Annotated in this window: 12 protein-coding genes and 2 pseudogenes; 1 reads left to right on the forward strand and 13 read right to left on the reverse strand. The window is 71.6% G+C overall.

Annotated features, from left to right (window positions below; genetic code table 11):
* Position 1: 1 nt before the first annotated feature.
* The 10 genes and pseudogenes from DY157_RS09800 to moaA form a co-directional block, all read right to left on the reverse strand.
* Positions 2 to 1,372 (reverse strand): molybdopterin molybdotransferase MoeA, encoded by a 1,371-nt coding sequence (locus tag DY157_RS09800; protein ID WP_174232153.1) that lies wholly within the window; start codon positions 1,370 to 1,372, stop codon positions 2 to 4.
* Positions 1,369 to 2,163, reverse strand: a complete 795-nt coding sequence (locus tag DY157_RS09805) for a HesA/MoeB/ThiF family protein (protein ID WP_235827161.1) — start codon at positions 2,161 to 2,163, stop codon at positions 1,369 to 1,371. The genes DY157_RS09800 and DY157_RS09805 overlap by 4 nt, the downstream gene beginning before the upstream one ends.
* Positions 2,160 to 2,582 carry a molybdenum cofactor biosynthesis protein MoaE gene (locus DY157_RS09810; RefSeq protein WP_115728426.1) on the reverse strand — a complete coding sequence of 141 codons (423 nt, stop codon included), beginning with the start codon at positions 2,580 to 2,582 and terminating at the stop codon, positions 2,160 to 2,162. Before DY157_RS09810 ends, DY157_RS09805 begins: the two co-directional genes overlap by 4 nt.
* An 85-nt stretch (positions 2,583 to 2,667) precedes the next feature.
* Positions 2,668 to 3,660, reverse strand: a complete 993-nt coding sequence (locus tag DY157_RS09815; protein ID WP_235827164.1) for a MoaD/ThiS family protein — start codon at positions 3,658 to 3,660, stop codon at positions 2,668 to 2,670.
* 58 nt (positions 3,661 to 3,718) lie between these two features.
* Positions 3,719 to 4,486 (reverse strand): respiratory nitrate reductase subunit gamma, encoded by a 768-nt coding sequence (narI, locus tag DY157_RS09820; protein ID WP_115728488.1) that lies wholly within the window; start codon positions 4,484 to 4,486, stop codon positions 3,719 to 3,721.
* 5 nt (positions 4,487 to 4,491) lie between these two features.
* The gene (narJ, locus tag DY157_RS12000) at positions 4,492 to 5,172 is read right to left on the reverse strand and encodes a nitrate reductase molybdenum cofactor assembly chaperone (RefSeq protein ID WP_174232157.1); all 681 of its coding nucleotides are present in this window, start codon (positions 5,170 to 5,172) and stop codon (positions 4,492 to 4,494) included.
* Positions 5,169 to 6,714 (reverse strand): annotated as a pseudogene (narH, locus tag DY157_RS11530) (nitrate reductase subunit beta). The gene narJ and the pseudogene narH overlap by 4 nt, the downstream one beginning before the upstream one ends.
* A complete protein-coding gene (locus tag DY157_RS09830; RefSeq protein WP_115728428.1) occupies positions 6,714 to 10,442 on the reverse strand; it encodes a nitrate reductase subunit alpha in 3,729 nt (1,242 codons plus the stop codon). Before DY157_RS09830 ends, narH begins: the two are co-directional and overlap by 1 nt.
* Positions 10,443 to 10,676: 234 nt before the next feature.
* Positions 10,677 to 12,023 (reverse strand): nitrate/nitrite transporter, encoded by a 1,347-nt coding sequence (locus tag DY157_RS09835; protein ID WP_115728429.1) that lies wholly within the window; start codon positions 12,021 to 12,023, stop codon positions 10,677 to 10,679.
* A gap of 102 nt (positions 12,024 to 12,125) precedes the next feature.
* A complete protein-coding gene (gene moaA / locus DY157_RS09840; protein WP_115728430.1) occupies positions 12,126 to 13,292 on the reverse strand; it encodes a GTP 3',8-cyclase MoaA in 1,167 nt (388 codons plus the stop codon).
* A 319-nt stretch (positions 13,293 to 13,611) separates the two neighbouring features.
* On the opposite strand from moaA, the gene mobA reads away from it, so the two are divergent.
* Complete coding sequence (mobA, locus tag DY157_RS09845; protein ID WP_115728431.1) at positions 13,612 to 14,325, forward strand: molybdenum cofactor guanylyltransferase; 714 nt, start codon at positions 13,612 to 13,614, stop codon at positions 14,323 to 14,325.
* Between the two features lie 215 nt (positions 14,326 to 14,540).
* On the opposite strand, the gene DY157_RS09850 is transcribed toward mobA, so the two are convergent.
* The 3 genes and pseudogenes from DY157_RS09850 to DY157_RS09860 form a co-directional block, all read right to left on the reverse strand.
* Positions 14,541 to 15,197, reverse strand: a complete 657-nt coding sequence (locus tag DY157_RS09850) for a biotin transporter BioY (RefSeq protein WP_115728432.1) — start codon at positions 15,195 to 15,197, stop codon at positions 14,541 to 14,543.
* Positions 15,198 to 15,215: 18 nt separating this feature from the next.
* On the reverse strand, positions 15,216 to 15,866 hold the full coding sequence (locus tag DY157_RS09855) for a 4'-phosphopantetheinyl transferase superfamily protein (protein ID WP_115728433.1): 651 nt from the start codon (positions 15,864 to 15,866) through the stop codon (positions 15,216 to 15,218).
* Positions 15,863 to 17,158 (reverse strand): annotated as a pseudogene (locus tag DY157_RS09860) (beta-ketoacyl synthase N-terminal-like domain-containing protein); the annotation flags it as partial. The pseudogene DY157_RS09860 and the gene DY157_RS09855, both read right to left, overlap by 4 nt.
* Positions 17,159 to 17,281: the final 123 nt, after the last annotated feature.

A 17,281-nucleotide genomic window follows, 5' to 3' on the forward strand; every position in this document is an offset into this window, starting at 1 on the left:
GTCATGGGCGCGGATTCCGGCCGAGAACGGGGATGAGGTCGAGTCGCAGGCCCGGGACGACCTCGCGGACCTCCTCGGGGACGACCGCGAGGTAGTCGGCGTCGGCGAGCGAGCTCACGAGATGAGATCCCGACCCGAGGGCGTGGACGGGGACAACGGGGACGCTCGCTCCGGCGGAGTCGAGGGCGCCGGCGGGCGCAGCGTCGATCTCCTGCGGCCGGGCTTCGCGCACGGGGATGAACTGCGTCTTCGCCTTCGGGGAGGTCCATCGCGCGGCCGCGATCCCATCGACGAGGGCGGGGGCGGTCGACCCCGTCGAGTCGGAGCTCGAGGCGCCCGAGTCGTCGGAGGGAGGCGCGGCGTCGGCGGGGGCCGCGCCCCTGCCCGCCATCCGGGCGAGCGCGCCCGCGACGTAGACGTGGAAGGAGACGAACACGGAGACCGGATTTCCGGGCAGGCAGATCACCGGGACCTCGCGCGCGGAGGGACCGAGAGGGAGGACGCCGACCCCCTGCGGGCCGCCGGGCTGCTGGGCGACGTGGTGGAAGAGGCCGCACTCGCCGATCGCGAGGCGGACGACCTCGAAGGCGCCCTCGGAGATGCCGCCGGCCGTGACGACGAGGTCGGCCTCGGGGGAGCGGGCGAGCAGGCGGAGGAACTCGGCGGGCTCGTCGCGCACGACGAGGACGCCCGCGACCTCGGCCCCGGCCTCCTCGACGAGGGCGGCGAGCATGAGGCCGTTCGAGTCGGGGATGCGCCCGTGGGAGAGGGGCTCTCCCGGTGCGGCGAGCTCCGACCCGGTCGCGACGACGAGGACGCGGGGGCGCCGGTGGACGAGGAGCGAACCGCGCCCGACGGACGCGGCGGCGGCGAGCGCACCGGCCTCGAGGACGGTGCCCGCCGGGAGGACGAGGGCGCCGGGGGCGACGGCCTCGCCGCGCATCCGGACGTTCGCGCCCGGGGCGGGGAGCTCGTGGATGCGGACGCGCGCGGGCGCCTCGGAGATCCCGGCGGCGTGGTCGGTCATCTCGACCTTGACGACCGTGTCGGCCCCCTCGGGCACCGGCGCACCGGTCATGATCCGCCAGGCTGTTCCGGGTTCGAGCGCGTTGCGCCGGGTGTCGCCGGCGGGGACGTCGCCCGCGACGGGCAGATCGACGACGCCGTCCGGGTCCGGGACGAGGTCCTGCGCGCGCACGGCGAACCCGTCCATCGCCGAGTTCGTGAAGGGCGGGACGGGGAGGAGGGCCTCGACGGGCGCGGCGGCGACGAGGCCGCGGCACCTCTCGAGCGGGAGCTCGACGGGATCGAGGACGGGCAGCGCCCCCTCGACGAGGGCGCGGTGCTCCGTGATGGATACGGCGCGGCTCATGATTCCTCCCAGGGCGCGAAGACGAGGACGTCGGTGCGCTGCGCGAGGGCGTCGCCGACGAGGACGCGTCCGAGGAGCGGCTCGCCGAAACCGACGATGAGCTTGAGGGCCTCGGTCGCCATGGCGGTGCCGGTCTGACCGACGACGGGGCCGAGGACTCCGACCGCGGTCGACGCGGGCGTCGTCCCGGGGGCGGGCTGCACGGGGTGGAGCATCCGCAGCGTCGTCCGGGGCGCGGGGGCGGGCGCTGCGGACCAGAAGACGGAGACCTGGTAGGACATCGCGACGACCGTCCCCCAGACGAGGGGGACTCCCGCGTCCGCGCACCAATCGGCGACGAGGTACTTCGCGTCGAAGGTGTCCGTGCACTCGACGACGAGGTCCCATTCGCGCCCGTGCGCGTCGAGCCACTCGCGCGTGACGTGCCCGAAGCGCTCGACGCGGATCCCCGAATTCAACGCGTGGAGGTGCGCGGCCGCCGAGTCGGGCTTCGGGCGGCCGACGTCGCCCTCGGCGTGGAGGAGCTGGCGCTGAAGGTTCGAGATCTCGACGGCGTCGGAGTCGGCGACGCCGATCGTGCCGACGCCGGCGGCGGCGAGGTAGAGGAGGACTGGGGAGCCGAGCCCGCCGGCCCCGACGACGAGGACACGGGCGGCGCGGATGCGCGCCTGGCCGGCCTCGCCGATCCCGGCGACGAGCCAGTTGCGGCGGTACCGCTCCCAGTCGGGTTCGCCGGGCTCGAGGGGAACGGGCGCGGCGCGCAGGGGGATGCGGATGGAGCGGTCCGTCACGGCAGTCCGGACCACTCGTGCGAGCCGTCGGTCCGGTACTGCTTCTTCCAGATCGGGAGGCGTGCCTTGACCTCCTCGACGAGGGCCTCGCACGCGCCGAATGCCTGGGCGCGGTGCTCGGCGGCGACGACGACGACCATCGCGTCGTCCCCGATGTCGAGGCGCCCGACGCGGTGCCACGCCTCGATCCGGTGGACGCCGGGCCGGTCGATGAGCGACTCGGCGATCTGGCGGAGGGTCTCCTCGGCGAGCGGGTGCGCGGAGTAGTCGATGCCGGTGACGGAGGATCCGCCGTCGTGGTTGCGGACGGCGCCGATGAAGGTCGCGACGGCGCCGCACAGCTCGTCGCGGGCGCCCGCGACGATCGCGGGCGCGTCGAGGGGCTCCTCGGTGATCACCGCGCGAACGGAGCGGGTCATGGGGTCCTCCTGGGGTCGAAGCGGTCGGCGAAGTGCGGGGCGCGCGCCCGCGGATACTGGCGCCGGGCGCGTCGCGGAGGGCTGCTCAGCCCCCGGCGAAGGGCGGGAGGACGTCGATGCGGGCGCCCGCCGAGAGGGGGCGCTCGCGGTCGGCGGGCCGCTGATCGACGAGGAAGCTCGACACGGCGAGGATCGGCGCGAGGGCGGGGCGCGACGCGGACAGCGCGTCGAGGAGGACGCCGAGCGTCGAGGGCGTCTCCGCCGCGTCGATGTCGAGGGAATCGGAACCGGCGGCCTCGGCGGCGCCGCCGTAGAAGCGGACGGTCGTCATGAGGGGGGTCCCTTCGGTCGGGGCGAGGGTCTCGAGGATCACCTCGGAGCGCAGTGGGTCGGAGGCGTCGGGGACGTAGGTCCACGAGGCGAGTCCGGAGGCCGTGCGCTCGAGGGCGCGCTCGACGAGGCCGCGCCGCAGCTCGAGGGCGAGCGGGTCGGGCGCCGCGGGGTCGGTGAAGGGGCAGGCCGTGAGCACGAGGGCGGTCGGGTGCGTCTTCGAGGGGTGCGCGGCGAATCCGAGCGCCGAGAGGAACATCCGGATCTTCCCCATGTGGTTGGCGAGGACGAAGCCCTCGGGGGCGCGCCGTCCGTGCGAGTGGTCGGGCACGCGCATCGCGGTGAGCGCTTGATCCGCCCAGTTCCGACCGATCTCGCGGGCCGCGGGGGTCGGCTCGGGCGCGCCGAGGCGCAGCCAGTCGAGGACCGCTCCGGCCATCTGCGTGAGCATGAGCGCGGGGAAGGTCGGGTCGGCGGGGGTCGTCGTCGAATAGCCGAGGGCGGGGCGGCCCCGTCCCTGGGAGGGGAGCTGCTCGCGGGTGACGAGCCCCATCTCGCAGAGGGCCTCGAGGGTCTCACGGACCGAGGAGACGTGGAGGTCGGCCTCGGCGGCGAGGCCGGCGACGGTCGCGGGCGCGTCGTGCTCGGCGATGCGCTCGAGCAGGGCGTGCTGCGCGGAGGTGAGCGTCGCCATCGTCGCGAGCGTGTCGGCGAGCGGGCGCGGTCGCGAGGCGGCGCGTGAGGTCATGAGGTCATCTCCGAAGCGAAACGGTGTAGCCGGTCCAGTTTGCCAGTCCTTCGCCGGGTCACCAACCCCGCGGGGAGGCGACCGGCTTCTTCGCGTCGCGCGAACGGTAGACGATCGAGGGGCGCGTGAGGTAGCCGACCGGGGCGGAGACGACGTGGACGAGGCGCGTGAAGGGCCACACGCAGAAGAGGAGCATGCCGGCGACGATGTGGAGCCGGAACGCGAGGGGCGTGTCGATCATGAGCTCGGGGTGCGGCTGGAGCAGGAGGATCGAGCGGAACCACACGGAGATCGTCTCGCGGTAGTCGTAGCCGTGGGCGCCGCCGAGGACCTGCGTCGAGATCGTCGCGAAGGCGCCGAGCAGGATCGGGATGACGAGGAGGACGTAGGTGACGATGTCGTTCCTCGTCGTCGCGAGGCGGACGGACTTCACGACGAAGCGGCGGTAGAGGAGGCCCGCGAGACCGATGATCGTCACGACGCCCGCGATCGTGCCGGGGATCGTCGCGAGGAGGTGGTAGGCCTCCTGGCTGATCCCGACCGCCTGCGTCACCGTCTTCGGGACGATGAGACCCATGAGGTGCCCGACGGCGACGAAGAGGATGCCGAAGTGGAACATCGGCGAGGACCAGCGCAGGATCGCCGACTCGTTCCAGTTCGAGGAGCGCGAGGTCCACCCGTACTGGTCCGTTCGGTAGCGCCAGACGAGGCCGACGACGAGGAGGACGATCGCGAGGTAGGGGAGGACGACCCACGCGAGGGTGTCCGCGAAGGAGAGATCCCGGCTCGGCTCGGCGGCGAGGAGGGCGGTGCTCGTGAGCGGCATGGTGATCACCTTTCCGGGACGGAGAGCGGGGAGGGAACGGCGTCGAGGTCGCCGACGCCGACGAGTTCGGTGGGCGGGCCCTGGGAGACGAGCCGCTCGTACGCGGCGACGACCTCCGGGCTCGGTTCGGGAAGGGTGAGGACGAGCGCCTCGAGGACGTCGGCCCACGGCGAGTCGGCCGCGCGCAGCGCGGAGCGGACGACCTCGATGCCGTGGCGGTTCGCCTCGAGGAGGTGCTCGGCGGCGCCAGTGTCGTCCATCGCCGCGAATTCGAGGAGCAGCGGGAGATGGTCGGGCAGCTCGTCGCGCTCGATCTCGAAGCCGGCGCGGCGCAGGACCTCGCGGAAGCCGAGGAGCGCCTGCCCGCGCGAGCGCGTGTCCCCGTGCGAGTAGTACGTGAGGCCGAGGGCGCAGCGCCGCTTCTGATCGAAGGTGTCGACGTAGGCGATCTCGAGGGCGCGCAGACCCATCTCCTCGGCCGCATCGCAGAACGCGCCGAGGCGCGCCGCGACCTCGGGCTCGAGGGCGTCGAGCTGGGCGCGCACGGCGGCGATCTCCTCGGCCGTCCCCTCGTCGGGGTAGTCGAGGAGGAGCGAGCACGCCATGCGGGCGATGCGCCGCTGCTCGTCGCTCGTCTCACGGGCCGGGGGCGCCGGCATGCGGGGCGCTCCGAGGAACGCGCTCATCGGCGCACCTCGAGCGGGAGCATCCGCCGACCCTCGGGCTGGGCGGTCATCGACGAGGGCGAGGCGGCGCTCATGCCGTGGAAGGCCTCGACGTCGTAGGAGACCGGGCAGTCGTCGAGATCCCTTGATGCCGCGCGGCGTCTCGGGCGACGCGGTGGGGACGACGTAGCGGTCGTCGTACTTCGCGATCCCCATGAGCCGGTACATGGCCTCGACCTCGTCGCCCGTCATCCCGACGGCGGCGGCGATCTCCTCGTTGCCGGGGTTCCCGTTGCGGAGGTCGCGCATGTACGAGCGCATCGCGCCGAGGCGCCGCAGGGCGAGCTCGACCGGCTTCGTGTTCCCCGCGGTGAAGAGCCCCGCGAGGTACTCGAGCGGGATCCGCATCTGCGCGATCGCCGAGAGGAGGACCCTGTGGTCCTCGCCGTCGGCGCCGCTCGCCGTCACGCGGTCGACGACCGGGCTCAGCGGCGGGACGTACCACACCATCGGGAGGGTGCGGAACTCGGGGTGGAGGGGGAGCGCGACCCGGTAGTCGGCGATGAGCCGGTAGACGGGCGACTGCTGGGCGGCGACGATCCACGAGTGCGGGATCCCGTTCGCCTGCGCGGCGGCGACGACCTCGGCGTCGAAGGGGTCGAGGAGGATCTCGCGCTGCGCGTCGTAGAGGTCGCCCTCGTTCTCGGTCGCGGCGGCCTCGGTCATCCGGTCGGCGTCGTAGAGGAGGACGCCGAGGTAGCGGAGGCGCCCGACGCAGGTCTCCGAGCAGAAGGTCGGCAGGCCGGCCTCGAGGCGCGGGTAGCAGAGCGTGCACTTCTCGGCCTTGCCGGTCGTGTGATTGAAGTACACCTTCTTGTAGGGGCACGCCGACACGCACATGCGCCAGCCGCGGCACTTGTCCTGGTCGACGAGGACGATGCCGTCCTCGGTCCGCTTGTACATCGCGCCCGACGGGCAGGCGGAGACGCACGCGGGGTTGAGGCAGTGCTCGCAGATCCTCGGGAGGTAGAACATGTAGGCGTCCTCGATGGTCTTCGAGACCTCGAGGCTCATCGCCTTGAGGACCGGGTCCTCGTCGAGGGTCTCCATCGAGCCGCCGAGGTCGTCGTCCCAGTTCGGGCCCCACTGGATCGTCCCCATCGGGTCGCCTGTGATCGCCGAGACGGGCTTCGCCGAGGGGGCCGAGTTCTGGTTCGCGGGCGTCTGGAGGAGCTTGTCGTACTCGTAGGTCCAGGGCTCGTAGTAGTCGTCCTGGGTCGGCATCGTCGGGTTGTGGAAGATCTTCGCGAGGGTCGCGAGCCGGCCGCCCTGGGCGAGGGCGAAGCCGCCCGACTTCGTCCGGCGCCAGCCGCCCTTCCACTTGTCCTGATCCGACCAGCCGCGCGGGTAGCCGACGCCGGGGCGGGTCTCGACGTTGTTGAACCACATGTACTCGGCGCCCTCGCGGTTCGTCCACGCCTGCTTGCAGGTGACCGAGCAGGTGTGGCAGCCGATGCACTTGTCGAGGTTCATCACCATCGCGATCTGAGCCATGACCTTCATCAGAACTGCACCTCCTGGTTGCGGCGGCGGATCACGGTGACCTCGTCGCGCTGGTTGCCGGTCGGTCCGTAGTAGTTGAACGCGAAGGAGATCTGGCCGTAGCCGCCGGCGACGTGCGTCGGCTTGATCGCGATGCGCGTGAGCGAGTTGTGGATGCCGCCGCGCTTGCCGGTCCGCTCGGTGAGGGGCGTGCCGACCATGCGCTCCTGGGCGTGGTGCATGAACACCGTGCCCTCGGGCATGCGGTGGGAGACGACCGCGCGGGCGGTGACGAGGCCGTTGCGGTTGTACGCCTCGACCCACTCGTTGTCCCGCACCCCGATCTTCTCGGCGTCCTGCGGGCTCATCCAGATCGTCTGGCCGCCCCGCCCGAGCGTGAGCATGTAGGGGTTGTCGAAGTACTGGGAGTGGATCGCCCACTTGTTGTGGACGGTGAGGTAGCGGACCGCGACCTCGGCCGTCCCCTCGGGCGAGGTGCCGACGTGGCCGACGGGCTTCTCGCCGTACATGTGGGCGAGGTCGAGCGGCGGGCGGGAGACGGGGGGGGACTCCCCGAGGTCCTGGATCCAGTCGTGGGCGAGGGAGAACTGCGGGCGGCCGGGGAGCGTGTGCCAGGGGCGGAGCTGCTCGACGTTCTGGCAGAACGCGGAGTAGCGGCGTCCGCCCGTCTCCGAGCCGGACCATTCGGGCGAGGTGATGACCGAGCGCGGCTGGATCGTCGTGTCGGCGAAGGTGATCCGCTTCTCCTCGTCGCCCTCGGCGAGGTGGGCGAGCTTCGTGCCCGTCCGCTTCTCGAGGTTCTTGAAGCCCGTGTAGGCGAGGCGCCCATTCGTCGTGCCGGAGAGCGCGAGGACCATGTCGCAGGCCTTGACGTCCGTGTCGAGGAGCGCGCTGCCCTCGCCGGGCCGCCCGTCCATGGGGGCGCGCCCGTTGCGGTCGGCGAGCTTCTCGGTCTCCGCGGCGGCGTCGAACATGAAGCCCTTCTGGGCGAGTCCGGCCTTCGCGGCGAGCGGGCCGAGGCGCTCGAACTTCGTCCCGATCATCGTGTAGTCGCGCTCGACGGGGATGATCTTCGGCATGTCGACGCCCGGGTGCCAGCCGTCGCGCTCGGGGACGACGCCGTTGGCGAGCGTGTACTCGTCGGGGGAGTCGTGGAAGAGCGGGATCGACATGACGTCGAGCTGCGTCCCGAGGTGGTCCTTCGCGAATTCGGAGAACACCTTCGCGAGGGTCCGGTAGATCTCGAAGTCCGCGCGGGCCTCCCACGGCGGGTTGACCGCGGCGTTGAAAGAGTGGACGAAGGGGTGCATGTCGGTCGACGAGAGGTCGTGCTTCTCGTACCAGGTCGCGGCCGGCAGGACGATGTCGGAGTGGAGGGTCGTCGAGGTGTTGCGGAAGTCCGCGACCCACATGAGGTCGAGCTTGCCCTCGGCGGCCTCGTCCTTCCACTCGATGGAGGACGGCCGGTGCCCCTCGGGGAGCTCCTCGGCGTTGACGTGGTTGACGGTGCCGAGCATGTGCTTCATGAAGAACTCGGTGCCCTTCGCGGACGAGCCGAGGAGGTTCGTCCGCCAGTTCGCGAGGATGCGCGGGAAATTCTCCGGCGAATCGGGGTTCGTCACCGCGAACTTCAGGCGGCCCTCGGTGAGCTCCTGGGCGACGTAGTCGGCGGGCGCCATGCCCGCCTCCTTCGCCTGGCGCCCGAGCTCGAGGGGCGAGCGGTCGTAGGCGGGGAAGGACGGCATCCAGCCGCGCTGGGCGGATTCGACTAGGGTATCGGCGATCATCTTGCCCTCGAGGTTCCCGGCGCCCAGCGGGTTCGCCATCGCCTCGGCGCGTGCGCCGTCGTAGCGCCACTGGCTCGTCGTCATGTAGTACCAGCCGGTCGCGATCATCTGGCGCGGGGGCCGCTGCCAGTCGAGGGCGAGGGCGTACTGCTGCCAGCCGGTGATCGGGCGGACCTTCTCCTGGCCGACGTAGTGGGCCCAACCGCCGCCGTTCTTGCCCTCGCACGCGCAGATCGTCGTGAGGGTGAGGAAGCCGCGGTACATGAGGTCGGAGTGGAAGTAGTGGTTCGTGCCGGCGCCCATGAGGATCATCGAGCGGCCGTCCGATTCGATCGAGTTGAGGGCGAACTCGCGGCCGATCTTCTCGCACGCCTTCGCGCTCACGCCGGTGATCGTCTCCTGCCAGCCGGGCGTGCCGGGGCAGTCCGCGTCGTCGTAGCCGGTCGGCCAGACGCCGGGCAGGCCCTCGCGCTCGACGGCGTGCTGGGCGAGCATGAGGTCGAAGACCGTGGTGACGAGGTGCCCGTTGATCCGCCGGGCCGGGACGCCGCGGCGGAGGACGCCCGCGCCGACCGAGGTCGTCCCCTGGGAGGCCGGCAGGTCGAAGCGGTTGAGGAGGACCTCGACGGGCTCCCACTCGTCGGTGTCCATCATGGAGAGGACCGGCTCGACGCCCTCGAGCGAGAGGTTCCACTTGCCCTCGCCCTCGGCGCCGTAGTGGTCGGCGAGCGTGCCGCCCGGGTCCTTCACCGTCCCGTCCGCCTCGATGACGAGGGGCCGGTGGGCGTTGTGCTCGGTCCGCTCGGTCGTCCCCTCCGGCATCATCGAGGCAGTGAGGAACTTGCCGGGCTTGAGGGCGCCGGTCGCGCCCTCGGCTCCGACGACCCCGTCGAGCGAGGACGGGTCGACCTCGTCGAGCCGCACGAGGAACGGGCAGTCGGAGTACCGCGTGACGTAGTCGGCGAACATCGGCTCGCGGCGGTCGACGTAGAACTCCTTGAAGACGACGTGCGCCATGCCCTCGGCGAGCGCGGCGTCGGTGCCGGGGTGGACGCGGAGCCACTCGTCGGAGAACTTCGTGTTCTCCGCGTAGTCGGGCGAGACGACGACGACCTTCTGGCCGTGGTAGCGGGCCTCGGTCATGAAGTGGGCGTCGGGCGTGCGCGTGAGCGGGAGGTTCGTCCCCCACATGACGAGGTACTGGGCGTTGTACCAGTCGCCCGCCTCGGAGACGTCGGTCTGGTCGCCGAACACCTGCGGGGAGGCCGGCGGGAGGTCCGCGTACCAGTCGTAGAAGGAGAGCATCGTCCCGCCGATGAGCTGGTGGAAGCGGGCGCCCGCCCCGTAGGAGACCATCGACATCGCGGGGATGACCGTGAAGCCGGCGCATCGGTCGGGTCCCCAGGTCTTCACCGTCCACACGTAGGCGGCGGCGAGCATCTCCATGGCCTCCTCCCAGGAGACGCGGACCATGCCGCCGCGTCCGCGCGCGGACTTGTAGGCCTTCGCCTTCACCGGGTCGGAGACGACGTCGCCCCACGCGAGGACCGGGTCGCCGAGCCGCGACTTCGCCTCGCGGTACATGTCGACGAGGACGCCGCGCGCGTAGGGGTGCTTGATGCGGGTCGGCGAGTACTCGTACCAGGAGAACGCCGCGCCCCTCGGGCAGCCGCGCGGCTCGTAGTCCGGCATGTCGGGTCCGGTCGACGGGTAGTCGGTCGCCTGGGACTCCCAGGTGATGAGCCCGTCCTTGACGTAGACCTTCCACGAGCACGAGCCCGTGCAGTTGACGCCGTGGGTCGAGCGGACGACCTTGTCGTAGTGGTGGCGCTGCCGGTAGAACTCGTCGGCCTCGCGTCCGCCCTCGAGGAAGATCTGGCGGGCGTCGGCGCTCGCGGTCCCGCGACGGAGCCACGAGCCCATGGCGAACCTGTCTCTCATACACCTCTGACGCTGCCGACGAATAGAGCGGGGTAGATGTGNGCGCTTCGCGGTGGCGGGGGTGGTGGTCGTGGGCATCGGTGACTCCTTCGTCGTCGAGTCGGTTGCCGTGGGCGGGGTCCGCGGGTCGGCGCGGTTCCGGGGATTCGGTTGTCGGTCCGCGGGTCGTCGGGTTGTCGGGCTGTTGGGGGGACGAGGGTGGGGCGGCGGGGCCGGAGCCCCGCCGCAGCGGGATCAGCCGGGGAACGGTGCGCCCGGGCGGGCGTAGCGCATCCAGCAGATGAGCGCGCAGAGCGCGGAATATACGGCGCAGATCCAGAACCAGAGCTGCGCGTCCATGGCGGAGAGGGCGACGCCGACGAAGAACGGGCCGAAGCAGGCGATCGCGGCGGTGAAGCCGATCGCGCCGCCGGCCTGGAGCTTCGGCATGATCATCGGCATCTGCTTGAAGGTGCCGGCGTTGCCGATTCCCGCGAAGAAGAACATCGCGAGCATGGCCCAGAGAAAGGGCGTGAACTGCTTCGGGTCGGTCGGGTGGAGGAAGAGGGCGGCGATGCCGAGGGTGATCGCCATGCCGGCCGCGGAGACGAAGGTCCAGAAGCCGCCGGAGAGACGGTCGCAGAGCGGACCCCAGGCGACGCGGACGAGCGAGCCGATGAGCGGGCCGAGGAAGGCGTAGGTCGCGCCGAGCGGGAGGTTGGAGAACCCGGCCTCGGCGAGCGGCGAGGAGGCTCCGAAGGTGTTGTTGATGAGGAGGCCGAACTGGGCGGAGAAGCCGGAGAAGAGGCCGAAGGTGAGGACGTAGAGGAGCGTCATGAACCACGTGTTGGGGTTCGAGAAGATGTCGATCTGCTGGCGGAAGTTCGCCTTGACCGGGACGTCCTTGAGCATTGTGAAGGCGAGGATCGCGGCGACGATCGTCCACGGGACGAAGAAGATCGCGGCGTTGTGGACGAAGATCGCGGTGTCGTCGGCCTGGCGCTGCGGGGCGATGAAGGTGATGCCGAGGAGTCCGAAGCCCATGAGCCACGGGCCGAGGAGCTGGATGATCGACATGCCGAGGTTGCCGATGCCCGCCTGGAGGTTGAGGGCCGTGCCGGCGAGGCGCTTCGGGAAGAAGTAGCCGGTCGAGGGCATGTAGCCGGAGAACGTGCCGCCGCCGATGCCGCAGAGGAAGGCGAGGAGCAGGAGGACCCCGTAGGGGGTCGAGGTGTCCTGAACGGCGAAGAACCAGCCGAGCATCGGGATGAGGTAGAGGAGCGAGGACCATCCGATGAGCTTGCGGGTGCCGAGGATCGGCGGGAGGAACATGTAGAGGAGGCGGACGAGGCCCCCGGAGAGGCCCGGCATCGCGGCGAGCCAGTAGAGCTGGCCGGCGGTGAGGTCGAAGCCGATGAGCTTGAGCTTCGGCGCGATCGCGGAGACGAGGAAGAAGACGCAGAACGCGATGACCATCGAGAAGGTCGAGATCGCGAGGGTCGTCCACGCGATCTTCGAGTTCCACTTCTGCGGGTCCTCGGGGTTCCAATCGGTGAGGACGTGCCCCTTCATCTCGGGGCTCGGGGAGGTCGCGGTGCTCATGTCTCTCCTGGTCGACTCTGACGTCGCGAGGGGGATGAGGAGCCCCTCGCCGAATATAGAGGATCGTAGCAGTGAAAAAAGGAGCCGAAGGACGTTTCGGCGTCAACCGCCGATCCGGCTCATCGTCCGCGAGGGGACGGCGAAGTCGTCGGCATCGAGACCGTGCGCGGCGGGCTTCATCGCCATCGCGCCCCTCCATGCTTCCACGATCTCCTCATCCCCGGAGCCGTTCCGAAGGAGGCTCCTGAGGTCGGTTTCCCGCGTGGAGAAGAGGCACGAGCGGATCTGTCCGTCCGAGGTGAGGCGGGTGCGGTCGCAGGCCGCGCAGAAGGGCTTGGAGACCGAGGCGATGACGCCGACGCGCGCCGTCGAGCCGTCGACGATCCAGGAGTCCGCGGGCGCGTGCGGGTCGTCGCGGTCGACGGCGACGAGGTCGTGGCGGGTGCGCAGGAGGCCGAGGATCTCCTCGGCCGTGACGATCCTGGTCCGCGACCAGGCGTCGCTCGGCCCGATCGGCATCTGCTCGATGATCCGCAGCTCGAGGCCCGTTTGAAGGCAGTAGTCGAAGAGGTCGGGCAGGTCCGCGTCGTTGAGTCCGCGCAGCACGACCGCGTTGATCTTCACGGGGTGCAGGCCCGCGTCGAGCGCGGCGCGGATCCCCGCGAGGACGTCGGCGAGCCGGTCGCGCCGAGTGATCGCCGCGTAGTGCGCGGCGTCGAGCGTGTCGAGGGAGATGTTCACCCGGTCGAGGCCCGCAGCGGCGAGCCCTGCCGCCCGCTTCTCGAGGCCGAGGGCGTTCGTCGTGAGGGCGAGGCCGGGGCGCTCGCCCTCGTCGGTCCGCAGACCCGCGCACTCGGCGATGATCCCCTCGAGGCCCTTGCGCAGAAGGGGTTCGCCGCCGGTGAAGCGGATCCGTCGGATACCGAGGCGCTCGACGCCGATGCGGGCGAGGCGGACGACCTCGTCGTCGGTGAGCGTCTCCTCGGCGGGGAGCCAGTCGAGCCCTTCGGGCGGCATGCAGTAGGAGCAGCGGAGGTTGCACCGGTCGGTCAGCGAGATCCGCAGGTCGCGGGCGATTCTGCCGAAGCGATCCTCGAGGAGCGCGACCTCTCGTCGCCCGGTCGGGGCCGCGGTTTCCGGCCGCTTCTCCGATCCGTCGAGGTCGTGGGAGCGGTGGGCCTGGGCATCCAGCCGTTGCTCCGGTCCATCGAGGCCATGGGCGCGCGGAGTCGCGGACTCGGGCGCGGCGCCGGTGAACTCGAGGGACATGGGGACACCCTATCGCGAACTAGAAGGGGATCTCCCCTGTTAAAGCCCCCGATCCTCCTCTCCCCGCCCCTCCCCTCACCGAGAGCATCACCTTCGCGCGTCGAGAGCATCACCTTCGCGCGTCGAGGGGATCTTCCCGTCGGCGACGTCACCGGCAGTCGCGATGCCGGCGCTGCGATGTCACGACTCGACGATCGAGCTCGCACAGAGCGCAGGCGCATGACGCCAATCGGGGTCATGTGCGTGGACGGACGAGGAAACGCTTCTGGACGAGCAGGGTCATGTGCTCCCCGCCGTCCTGCCGGGCACAATGAGCCACATGCGCGATTCTGGAACGTCCTCGCCCGCCGATTCGGGGCAGCCGGTGGCCTCCTTGGACGTTGGCGCGACCGGCGCCGAAAAGCTCGACGCGATCGTCCTAGCGGGCGGGCGGGGCCTTCGGCTCGGCGGCGCCTCGAAGGCGGACCTCGACGTCGGAGGGCGCCTTCTCGACCGCGTCCTCGACGCAGTTCGTCGCGCGGGCGCCCGACAGATCGTCGTCGTCGCACCGGACTCGGTGGACGTACCCGCGAGCGTCGAGCGGACGATGGAAGATCCGCCCGGCGGCGGGCCGCTCGCCGGAATCGGCGCCGGGCTCGACGCCCTCGACCGGTCCGCTCACGGGCGGGCGGGGGGTTTCATCCTCGTGACGAGCGTCGATTCGCCGGGAATCGGACTCCTCGCGCCGCGGCTCATCGAGGCTGCGCGCGCAGCGCACGAGGCGGGCCGCGACGGGGCGATTGCCCGCGGCGGCGAGCCCGAGCCCTTCGATCAATTCCTCCAGGGCGTCTACTCCGCGCAGTCCCTCAGGCGGGCGCTCGACGTTTCGAGAACGGCGAACGCCGGATCGCTTCATGATCTCGGCGTCCGCCGTGTTCTGCGCGTTCTCGACCTCGTCAGAGTCGAGGTCGGCGACGAGTGCCGCGACCTCGACTCTCCGGACGATCTCGACTGGTGGCGAGGGAGGGGCGCCTCGTCGGGCGTCTATCGATGACGCGCGGTCGGGTCTTCAATCCCTCGACAGCCCGCAGCTGGTGCTCCCGCCTGGCTGAGTCCGCACCTACCCGCAGAAACGCACACAGTTTCTCCGGGGTCGCGCAAAGGGAAGTGCTCTGACCAGGGACTTCTTCCGGCGCCCGATTGGTTCAGCTGTCGGAAGACCGGAAACTGTGTGCGTCATTGCGGGTCGAGAGCTCGGATCGCCTCCGCTCAGGCCTCGTGACCGGAGCGCCCGGGGCGCCCGGTCCGCCCCGCCGGCTCCGTACGCCCAGCTCGTGTGTCGAGGATCTTCCACGCGCCGGTGAGGATCGCCGAGGCGAGGAGCCACTTGACGACGCCGCCCGGCAGGAAGGGGATGACGCCCGCCTGAAGGGTCGCGGCGAGCCCCAGGGTCTTCCCGAAGAGGAAGTGGAGGACGGCCCACATCCACGGGACGCCGACGAGGAAGGGGATCGCGGACGCGAGGCCGAAGGCGCCGAGCGACGCGAGCGGCGAGCGATCCCAGCGCTTCTCGGACAGACGCCCGACGACCCACGCCGCGACGATGAAGCCGAGGATGAACCCGAAGGACGGCTGGAGGACGTAGGCGGGCCCGCCGCCGAACTCGGCGAACCACGGGACGCCCGCGACGCCGAGCGCCGCGTAGGTCGCCATCGCGGCCGCGCCGCTCCGGGCGCCGAGGATCGCGCCGACGACCATGACGCCGAGCGTCTGGCCGGTGATCGGCACGGGGTACATGGGGATCGTCACCTGCGCGAGGAGTCCGACGAACGCGGCGGAGCCGAGGACGAGCGCCGCGTCGGTCGCGAGGGACCGGCGGGCGATGACGCGGTCCGCGAGGACGCGGACGGGCGCGGCGGTGGTCATGGGTACCTCTCTTCGATGTCAGCGCGATTCGATGCGCGGGTCTGTGGGATGCGGGGCGGCGGAGCCGCCTCCGGTAGGGGATTGAGGCCGATCGGCCGGGCACTGCGAGCCTCCGGCCCCGCCCTCGTCGATCGGCGCGAGCGCGAGGACGTGGCAGACGGCGATCGCGAACCCGCCGTCGTGGCTGAGGGACAGGGCCCAGTCGAGCCGCGCCCCCAGGCGCCCTTCCAGATCGACGAGGGCGGAGGCGGTGCGCCGGTGGAAGCGGAGGAAGGGGCGGCCGAAGCGGTCCGGGACGACCTCGATGTCCGACCAGTCGAGGGTCGCGGGGTCGAGGACCGGGGGCTCGGGCGCGATGAGGGCCGACCACGCCTTGATCGCCGCCTCCTTCGCGGCCCAGCGGGCGGCGAGCGATTCGGCGGCGCGCGGGCCGAGGGAGGGGGCGCTGACGGCGTCGGGGCCTCCGGCCCTCGACGGGGCGCCCACAGCGCCCGAGCCGCCCGGCGCGCCCGAAGCGCGCGCCGGGGCGTCGAGCCCCAGGCAGTGCGCCCACTCCCGGTCGGTGAAGACCGTCGGGAACGCGGAGCCGGGCTCGGCGAGCTGGGCGGCGAAGGGGGCGACGCCGACGAGGTCGACGCCGCACCCCTGCGCGTGGACAGCGCCGGTCACCAGCGCTCCCCGTAGACGCCGTCGGCGCCGAGTCGGGCCGCCGGGTCGAGGAGCATCGCGGCCTCGACTTCGTGGGCGCCGGACTTCGGGAGGCGGCGGCCGTCGACGGGCTCGTAGAGGGCCGCGCGGCCCATCATCGCCCGCTCGAGACGGGCCCGTCCGGCGGCGAGCCGCGCCCCGGCCCGGTCACGCCAGAGCGCCGCCGCGTCCTCGCCGCGCTCGGCGGCGAGCCGCGCCTCGAAGGCGCTGGGGTGCGCGAGGGCGACGAGGGCGGAGACGTGCCCGAATCCGAGGGAGGTGAGGACGCCCGCGCGGACGGGGGTCGCCGACAGGTCGAGGGGGCGGCGCACCCAGAGGAGCGGCGCGAACTCGGCCATCGCCGGATCGAGGCAGTCGAGCGAGGCGTTGCCGGGGACCCGCTGGTCGCGGAAGACCTCGGTGAGGCCGGCGGTCTGGAAGAGCGCGGCTCCGCCCTTCGCGTGGCCCGTCACGGTCTTCTGGCTGATGACGTGGAGCGGGTTGCCCGCCGAGCGGCCGAGGGCGCGGCTCAGGGTCGCGTGGAGGTCGGCCTCGTTGGGATCGTTCGCCTTCGTCGAGGTGTCGTGCTTGGAGACGACGGCGACGTCGTCGACCGTGAGGCCGAGCGCGCCGAGCGCCCTCGCGTACCCGGAGTCCGCGCCCCCGCGGGCGGCGGCCATCGCGCCGATGCCGGGGGCCGGGATCGAGGTGTGGGCGCCGTCGGCGAAGGAGCGCGCGTAGGCGACGACGCCGAGGACGGGGAGCCCGAGGTCGGCGGCGATGGAGCCGCGCGTGAGGAGGACGGTGCCGCCGCCGGCGGCCTCGAGGAAGCCCGCGCGGCGACGGTCGCCGGCCCGGGAGAACCGGCGCGGGGAGATCCCGCGCGCGGCGAGGGCCGCGGACTCGGCGGTCGCGTTCATGTCGCCGAAGCCGGTGAGGGACTCGACGCCGATGTCGTCGATGCCGCCGGCGACGACGAAGTCGGACTTGCCGAGGAGGATCTTGTCGCAGCCCTCCTCGATGGAGACCGCGGCGGTCGCGCAGGCGCCGACCGGGTGGATCATCTGCCCGTATCCGCCGATGTAGGACTGCATCGTGTGGGCGGCGACGACGTTGGGGAGGGCCTCCTGGAGGATGTCCTGCGGTCGGTCCTCGCCGAGGAACCGGTCGAGGAAGACCTTGCGGAGGGACTCCATGCCGCCGATGCCGGTGCCCTGCGTCGAGGACACGTCGGCCGGGTGGACGGCCCGCAGGAGCTCGATGGGGGTGCCCCCTATGTGGTGTGTCAAGCGGCTGTTGGCAGGTGTGTTGTCGGGTTGGGGTTGTAGAGGGCTCCGTCTCGGATCATGGCGTGGAGTGTGAGGATGCGTCGGTGGGCGAGGGCGATGAGGGCTTGG

The organism is Actinomyces culturomici, from assembly GCF_900499005.1.
Lineage (GTDB): Bacteria > Actinomycetota > Actinomycetes > Actinomycetales > Actinomycetaceae > Pauljensenia > Pauljensenia culturomici.

Bases quoted from the DNA above. Each gene is read 5' to 3' on its own strand.
- DY157_RS09800 (WP_174232153.1), bottom strand. From the start codon at position 1,372: ATGAGCCGCGCCGTATCCATCACGGAGCACCGCGCCCTCGTCGAGGGG.
- DY157_RS09810 (WP_115728426.1), bottom strand. From the start codon at position 2,582: ATGACCCGCTCCGTTCGCGCGGTGATCACCGAGGAGCCCCTCGACGCG.
- DY157_RS09815 (WP_235827164.1), bottom strand. From the start codon at position 3,660: ATGACCTCACGCGCCGCCTCGCGACCGCGCCCGCTCGCCGACACGCTC.
- narI (WP_115728488.1), bottom strand. From the start codon at position 4,486: ATGCCGCTCACGAGCACCGCCCTCCTCGCCGCCGAGCCGAGCCGGGAT.
- narJ (WP_174232157.1), bottom strand. From the start codon at position 5,172: ATGAGCGCGTTCCTCGGAGCGCCCCGCATGCCGGCGCCCCCGGCCCGT.
- DY157_RS09830 (WP_115728428.1), bottom strand. From the start codon at position 10,442: ATGAGAGACAGGTTCGCCATGGGCTCGTGGCTCCGTCGCGGGACCGCG.
- DY157_RS09835 (WP_115728429.1), bottom strand. From the start codon at position 12,023: ATGAGCACCGCGACCTCCCCGAGCCCCGAGATGAAGGGGCACGTCCTC.
- moaA (WP_115728430.1), bottom strand. From the start codon at position 13,292: ATGTCCCTCGAGTTCACCGGCGCCGCGCCCGAGTCCGCGACTCCGCGC.
- mobA (WP_115728431.1), top strand. From the start codon at position 13,612: ATGCGCGATTCTGGAACGTCCTCGCCCGCCGATTCGGGGCAGCCGGTG.
- DY157_RS09850 (WP_115728432.1), bottom strand. From the start codon at position 15,197: ATGACCACCGCCGCGCCCGTCCGCGTCCTCGCGGACCGCGTCATCGCC.